Source organism: Thermotalea metallivorans, assembly GCF_001562415.1.
Lineage (GTDB): Bacteria > Bacillota > Clostridia > Peptostreptococcales > Thermotaleaceae > Thermotalea > Thermotalea metallivorans.
Map to the genome: position 1 here is coordinate 1 of NZ_LOEE01000080.1, position 5,894 is coordinate 5,894.

Sequence of the window (5,894 nt, forward strand, 5' to 3'; positions counted from 1 at the left end):
AACTGCTTTACAGGAAAAACTGTTCCTGACAAAAGAGACGATTAATGAATTTTTGGACTACTTTGTCTCGACTTTGCCTGATTATATCAAGCTAAAGCTATCAGTTGCTTCCTGCGAAAGTTGATTTTTAATGTATTTTCTTTTATTTCCTCTGCTATTGCTAAATCTACCCCTACATATTGGGTATGTTCTTTTGCATTATAGACATCAAAAAGGTTGAGATTGCCTAAAACTATATTCCTAGAATCCTTTTCTATTTTTATGATTTTATACGGGTAGAAAGTTTTTTCTTCTGTTTCTACGCTTCCGGATATTATGGGAAGGACTTTTCCATGAATTAGTATCTTATCTTTGAAACCTTCGATTGAAGTTATTGAAATGTCAAGGTCATTTTTTTGATCTCCACCAGCTATTAGAATATACTGAAACTCGTCTTTACTAAGCAGCCCATCTTTTTTTACATGTATCCCTGCTTGAATTTTATTTTGATCAATCCATGGTTTTAATTTTTTTTCTATAATTTCATTCTCATCAACAGAATAAAATAATAGCTCCCCTTGAGAAGATTTTATCGTTTTTATTTTGTTGATAAGGCCACTGGTAAAACCTACAGCTATTAAAGTAAATACTATGAAAAATATACAGCCGGTTATAATATAAAAATTTTTCTTGATTTTTTTCTGTTTTGTTACAACATTGGTTTCCGACATAAATGTTTACCCTTCCTCCTTTGAATGAAGATAGGAAAAGGGCTAAGTCTAAAGACTTATACCCTTTTCAATGATCTATCTTTATTTTTTTTCTTTTTTTATACCTTCTGAAACTAAGAATATAACCAGCATAACTTAGCCCCGTTTTGTGTTCTACGAAAGCAAAAAAAGAACAAATTAGTAAAGGAATTAAATAATGAACATAAGCAAATAACATACTGAAAGGCAATTTTGGCACAAATTCACTCATTTTCATTGATAAAAACAGCCCGAACAACATCCAACCTGTTTGAGGATAGGTTAGATTGAAAATAAACTTTTCTTTTACTGTTATTTTGGAAAGGGGATGATAAGAAAACGCTCGATTCATTATTTTACCATCCCCATTAAGCCTCCTACTAATGCTTCGGCCTTAAACACAATGATAATGGCAACTATAAAAATGCCAGCCTGTACTTTGTATTTCGCCAAGTCTGTTGAGCCGCCAAGAACCATGGATACACCGATCCAGATTACCATGACTACTGCAATTAGGATGAAAATTTGACGTACAATTTTAATGAATTCTGTTGTTGCTTTGTCTGCTTCATTCACAATGCTGCCTGAACTACCTCCACCGGAATTTACTTTTCCTATGGTGCTTCCTGATGTGTCAGCAAAAGCATAAGTAGGAATGAACATAGTGATTATCATGAGAATTAAAACTACAGAAAGAATTGGTTTTGATAGAAGATTTAATCTTTGAAGCATGTTTATCCTCCTTTTTTTATTTTTTGTGCCAAAATTGCCTTCACCCTTTGTATTTACCTAAAAAGTTGAAGGCAGGTTTAAATTTAAACCTGCCTTCAACTTTTACGAGGAATGTAAAATTTTTTATCTTGTTCATATAATAGCAAAAATAATATTTTTTTGCAATATTTTTTTATAAAAAAATATATTTTTTTTATATTTCTGTGGTTTGAATGTATCGTGCAGTTGTAGCAATTAGCTTATGTCCTAGTACTTTTTGAGCAGTTTGAATATCATGTTTTTCTATAAGCATAGCAACAGATGTATTACGCAGGATATTAGCATTTATTTTTTCAAATCCTGCTTCTTTGGCATATTTTTTTAGGATCTGATATATAGCAATCCTGGATATAGGTTCATGAATATTTTTGTTTTTTTGTCCTACAATCACATAAGGACAAGAATCATTTCTTTCCACAAGGTATTTTTTCAGGATTTTTGTTATTCTTGGCCCTAAAGAAAGGATTCTTGTAGGATTATGTATGGTTATGTAACTGATATTGTCTTGAAATTGAACATCATTAATTTTCAGGGAACATAAGTCCGATACTTTTAAACTGGCTCTTAGAATCAGCTCAAATACCAATATATCTCTTAGATTTTTTGTGCGGTATACATATCTTAGAAGTTTGTTTCTTTGCTTTTTTGAAATAGTTAAGGGCAGGGAAAAATAGTTTTCATTTTTAATTTGCTGCATTTTTAACGGCTTAATTAATTTCTCGGCGTCCGCCCATTGCAAGAATTTGTTTATGCTTGTTACTTTTCTTTCAATTGTGTTTTGACTGTCATATTGATTTTGGATATGTTTTCTGTATTGCTTAAGATCATATTCCGTTAAAATTGAAAACTCAAACTTTTCTTGCCTTGTATTTTCAAACCAATTGATAAATTGGTATATATCGTTAAGATATGAATTGGCTGTATTCTTACAATAATTCTTCTGAATATATTCTACATATCTTCGTACAATATAAACCACCTCCGCTATAGAATGGCTAATATATAGAGATTAACTGACTACTTGAAAGTTTGGATAATCTCATTTTTTTCTGTAGAAATACTCCCCTAATCTTTACTTCAACTACAGCTATAACAGATGGATTTTCTATGTTAAAATTTCTTTTCAGGGTGCCGGAATAATAAATTGCCGGTGTATTATTTTCAACTGCAAATTCCTTAATTATTAGTTTTTCAGATAAAACACTTTTTGCTAAAGGCTCTAAGGTACTTTCATTTAAGCCTAAATTATGGGCTAAGATTTTTCTAAAATTATTTTCTGCCCTTCCAGTATCTATAAGAAAATTGCCATTGGCTAATTGTTCACCTTCCAAGATAGCCAGAGAACCTGCTTTTACAGATCTGTTTAATGATAGCTTTACTTGCTTTGCTTTAATATAAAGGTTGGTAAAATCCAAAACCAAAGCAGAAACGGCAACAAAGGCGATAATAACAATCATAAGCCAGATGATGGCTCCACCTTTTTGGTTTGAAAGATTTTTTTTGATTTCTTCTACTCTTACCATTTTTCACTCATTCCCTGTATTTTGGTGCCAATATAGAATCTTTCCTTGCTTCCTGCACCAAAGTTTGCATAATAAAAAGGATGCTCTTTTTTATATAACACAGTAATTTCAATTTCCCCTTCTCGTGGCACATATGTAAAATCATCACTATCGTATGCTGAAAGAGGTGTAACTGTAATTTCTAAATTCGGTGCATCAAATCCTTTTGCATGAAGTTCTGTTATAAGTTCATTTTTTAAATTTTGTGTGAATTGCCCTTGAACCAAAGCCCGATCAAACTTCTTATTTACAATGGTTGTCATATCATTTTTCCTTAGGAGAAAAGCTCCTCCTAGTATAATATACATAAAAAACCAAGTTAAAATGGGGGCAATGGCCACCATAGCAAGGATTTCGCCTGCCCCCTTTTGATTGGATAGGCTTTGGTTTATTTTTTGTAAAAACATATAAACCAACTCCAAATTTTTATAAATTTTTTAGTTACCTGTCCCTGCTCCCGGATCCAGTTCATCAATCTTTTCAACAGCATCATTTGCCTTATTTGTGATTTTTGCATTAATATTTGGAATCGATACAACGGCTATAATTGCAACAACAGCAATTATAATAATAAATTGAAAGATGTCCCCTCTTTGATTTTTCAAAATTTCCTTTGTTTTGTTTAAAAAATTTCTAATCATTTGTAATATCCTCCTTGTTTTTATAAAATGTTTTTATTAATCGTGAGCAAAAATACTCGTGATTTTAGTCATGAGATGAATTGCTCACACATTATCCAAATTTTCCTAGCATTAATTCTTTTCATTTGATTTTTGCAACAAAACTTACATAGTCAATTTCTCCGTTTTCTTTATTCTTAATTTTTGCATTAATATTAGAGATTTGCACAATAGCTATAATTACAACAATAGTAATTATAATAAGTTGAAGAATACCCCCTTTTAGCTTTTTAAGATTTCTTTTGTTTTGTTTAAAAAGTTTTCAATCATTTGCAATATCCCCCTTGTATTTAATATTTTTATTTGAAAATACATTTTGGAGACTCTTTATTCAAATTCTGTAATGGTGTCTGTTCCATTAAAATATTCAATTGTTATTTGTTTTCGATTGTCTAAAGATGTGTTAATCGCTGAAATTATGGAAGCCCCTATAATTGCAACAGCAGCCAAGACCACTATCCATCCTAAAATACTATCTCCTTTGTTGTTTTTTAGGTATTTTAGCAATAAAGAAACCTCCCTTCTACATAGGAACATTATCAATTTGTTTTAATGTAAAAATTAGCCAAGGATAACTTCCTATCGCTAACAGTGCAACCAATGGAAAAATCATCAAAAGAACGCCAATAATTTTTTTTCTGGTATTTTTTCTTATTCGCAACTGTTTGTTTATTTCTTTTCCTAGAATTCTATGGTTTTCTAGGTATGCCAAACTTATAGTTCTGTCATAGTTTAGGCTTTGTTCCAGTGCTGTGCAAATTTTCCCAAAACCTTCACTAGCCACACTGTTTTTTAATGTTTGCAGTGCTAAATTAGGATCTGATGAAAAAGTATTTATGGCCAATTCTAAAGGTTCTTTATAGGCACTAGCCCTCTCATATAAACTAATAAGAATTTGTTTCACTGGTTTTCCTACTTTTAGCATGATAATTGTGTATGTTTGCAACATTAAAATTTCTTTTTCTCCCAACCCCTTTTTTATTTCTATTATTAATTTTAAAACCCATTTGGGAAGCATATTAGCAATTAAAGCGGATATAAGGAGAAAGATCCATCCGGTGCTGGTGATTTTTAAACTAATTTGAGCTATTTCAGGCTTGTTTAAGTTTTCTGCTACTTCTCTTACCTTTTCTATATTTACAAGAGTATTGATAACATTGGTATATTTTATAGCTATCAGTAAAAAGACAACTACTAAAGGAAAAATATATGTAATAGCAAGAAAGGCTTCTGGTGAAATTCTTAAGCCTGCTTTTTTTAAATCGCTTTGCAGATTTTTATATTTTCTGCTTTCCGGTTTATCTTGTAATAGTTGAATCAACCGGTTTTTTCCCAATTTTTCTAACTTGTGCAGAAATCCATTTGTCTTTATGCGTCTTTTCTTTTTAGAAGTTACAAATATATCTGTTAATATTAAAAATATGGAGAATAGCAAAGGAATTATATATTGTGTTTTAATACTTTCACCCTCCTTCTATATCTGTTCAATAACCAATGAAGCAGTTATGCCTGCTACTATAACAAAAACCCAAAACAATATAAGAGTATTGCCTAATGTGGTATAGAAATAAAGTTCTTTAGCGATTGGATTTAAAAAAATGTTCATAATAAAAGCTAAGGAAGTTACCATATTAAGAATAATAAAAATCATTTTATTGGCAACTTGCTCGGTTTTATCTTGTTCGCTGGCTTGTATTTCTTCATTTACCAACTCATTAAGAAACAACAGATCCTCGCTTATGTCTCCTGCTCCTTCATAACTTATTAGTAGCAATTCTGCAAAGGCATATCCCCAAATATAAGATAAGCTATCAGCGAAAGATAAAATAGGTTCCCGGTATTCATATCCACTTGAAAGCTCTCTGATGTTAGTATATAAGTATGGACACAAAATAAGGTTTTAGATATACTAAAGATTTAAGAAAGGAAGTGTCCATAAATGACAAATCGAAGAACTTTTACAGAGGATTTCAAAACAATGATAGCAGATTTGGTACAATCCGGTAAAACAGTCAAGGAAGTCTGCAGCGAATATAGCCTAAGTGAAACAGCAGTCCGAAGTTGGGTAAAAAAGAAATCTCCAATTAACATAGAAGGAGATGTTACAAGCCTTGAAGAAATCAAGAAAATTAAAAAAGAAATTGCAAAGCTCA

10 protein-coding genes are annotated in these 5,894 nt (G+C 31.2%); 1 reads left to right on the plus strand and 9 read right to left on the minus strand.

The genetic code is table 11. The annotated features are described in order from the left end of the window. Positions 1-86: 86 nt before the first annotated feature. The 9 genes from AN619_RS14660 to AN619_RS14705 form a co-directional block, all read right to left on the minus strand. A complete protein-coding gene (locus AN619_RS14660; RefSeq protein ID WP_068558019.1) occupies positions 87-710 on the minus strand; it encodes a hypothetical protein in 624 nt (207 codons plus the stop codon). A gap of 369 nt (positions 711-1,079) precedes the next feature. Beyond that, the gene (locus AN619_RS14670) at positions 1,080-1,460 is read right to left on the minus strand and encodes a TrbC/VirB2 family protein (RefSeq protein WP_068558021.1); all 381 of its coding nucleotides are present in this window, start codon (positions 1,458-1,460) and stop codon (positions 1,080-1,082) included. A gap of 193 nt (positions 1,461-1,653) precedes the next feature. After that, positions 1,654-2,478: a tyrosine-type recombinase/integrase gene (locus AN619_RS14675; RefSeq protein WP_068558022.1), complete on the minus strand. Its 825-nt coding sequence runs from the start codon at positions 2,476-2,478 to the stop codon at positions 1,654-1,656. A gap of 16 nt (positions 2,479-2,494) precedes the next feature. Continuing rightward, positions 2,495-3,022 carry a hypothetical protein gene (locus tag AN619_RS14680; protein ID WP_068558023.1) on the minus strand — a complete coding sequence of 176 codons (528 nt, stop codon included), beginning with the start codon at positions 3,020-3,022 and terminating at the stop codon, positions 2,495-2,497. After that, positions 3,016-3,468: a hypothetical protein gene (locus AN619_RS14685; RefSeq protein ID WP_068558024.1), complete on the minus strand. Its 453-nt coding sequence runs from the start codon at positions 3,466-3,468 to the stop codon at positions 3,016-3,018. Before AN619_RS14685 ends, AN619_RS14680 begins: the two co-directional genes overlap by 7 nt. Before the next feature lie 30 nt (positions 3,469-3,498). Next, entirely contained in the window at positions 3,499-3,702 is a 204-nt protein-coding gene (locus AN619_RS14690) for a hypothetical protein (protein ID WP_068558025.1), read from the minus strand. A 366-nt stretch (positions 3,703-4,068) separates the two neighbouring features. Beyond that, on the minus strand, positions 4,069-4,248 hold the full coding sequence (locus tag AN619_RS14695) for a hypothetical protein (protein WP_068558026.1): 180 nt from the start codon (positions 4,246-4,248) through the stop codon (positions 4,069-4,071). A gap of 16 nt (positions 4,249-4,264) precedes the next feature. Then, entirely contained in the window at positions 4,265-5,062 is a 798-nt protein-coding gene (locus AN619_RS14700; protein ID WP_157065036.1) for a hypothetical protein, read from the minus strand. 153 nt (positions 5,063-5,215) lie between these two features. Then, positions 5,216-5,467 (minus strand): hypothetical protein, encoded by a 252-nt coding sequence (locus AN619_RS14705; RefSeq protein WP_157065037.1) that lies wholly within the window; start codon positions 5,465-5,467, stop codon positions 5,216-5,218. A gap of 213 nt (positions 5,468-5,680) precedes the next feature. Between AN619_RS14705 and AN619_RS14710 the strand changes: the two genes are divergently transcribed. Further along, on the plus strand, positions 5,681-5,894 hold a 214-nt coding region (locus AN619_RS14710), incomplete at its 3' end, for a transposase (protein ID WP_068557942.1).

Bases quoted from the DNA above. Each gene is read 5' to 3' on its own strand.
- AN619_RS14660 (WP_068558019.1), bottom strand. From the start codon at position 710: ATGTCGGAAACCAATGTTGTAACAAAACAGAAAAAAATCAAGAAAAAT.
- AN619_RS14670 (WP_068558021.1), bottom strand. From the start codon at position 1,460: ATGCTTCAAAGATTAAATCTTCTATCAAAACCAATTCTTTCTGTAGTT.
- AN619_RS14680 (WP_068558023.1), bottom strand. From the start codon at position 3,022: ATGGTAAGAGTAGAAGAAATCAAAAAAAATCTTTCAAACCAAAAAGGT.
- AN619_RS14685 (WP_068558024.1), bottom strand. From the start codon at position 3,468: ATGTTTTTACAAAAAATAAACCAAAGCCTATCCAATCAAAAGGGGGCA.
- AN619_RS14690 (WP_068558025.1), bottom strand. From the start codon at position 3,702: ATGATTAGAAATTTTTTAAACAAAACAAAGGAAATTTTGAAAAATCAA.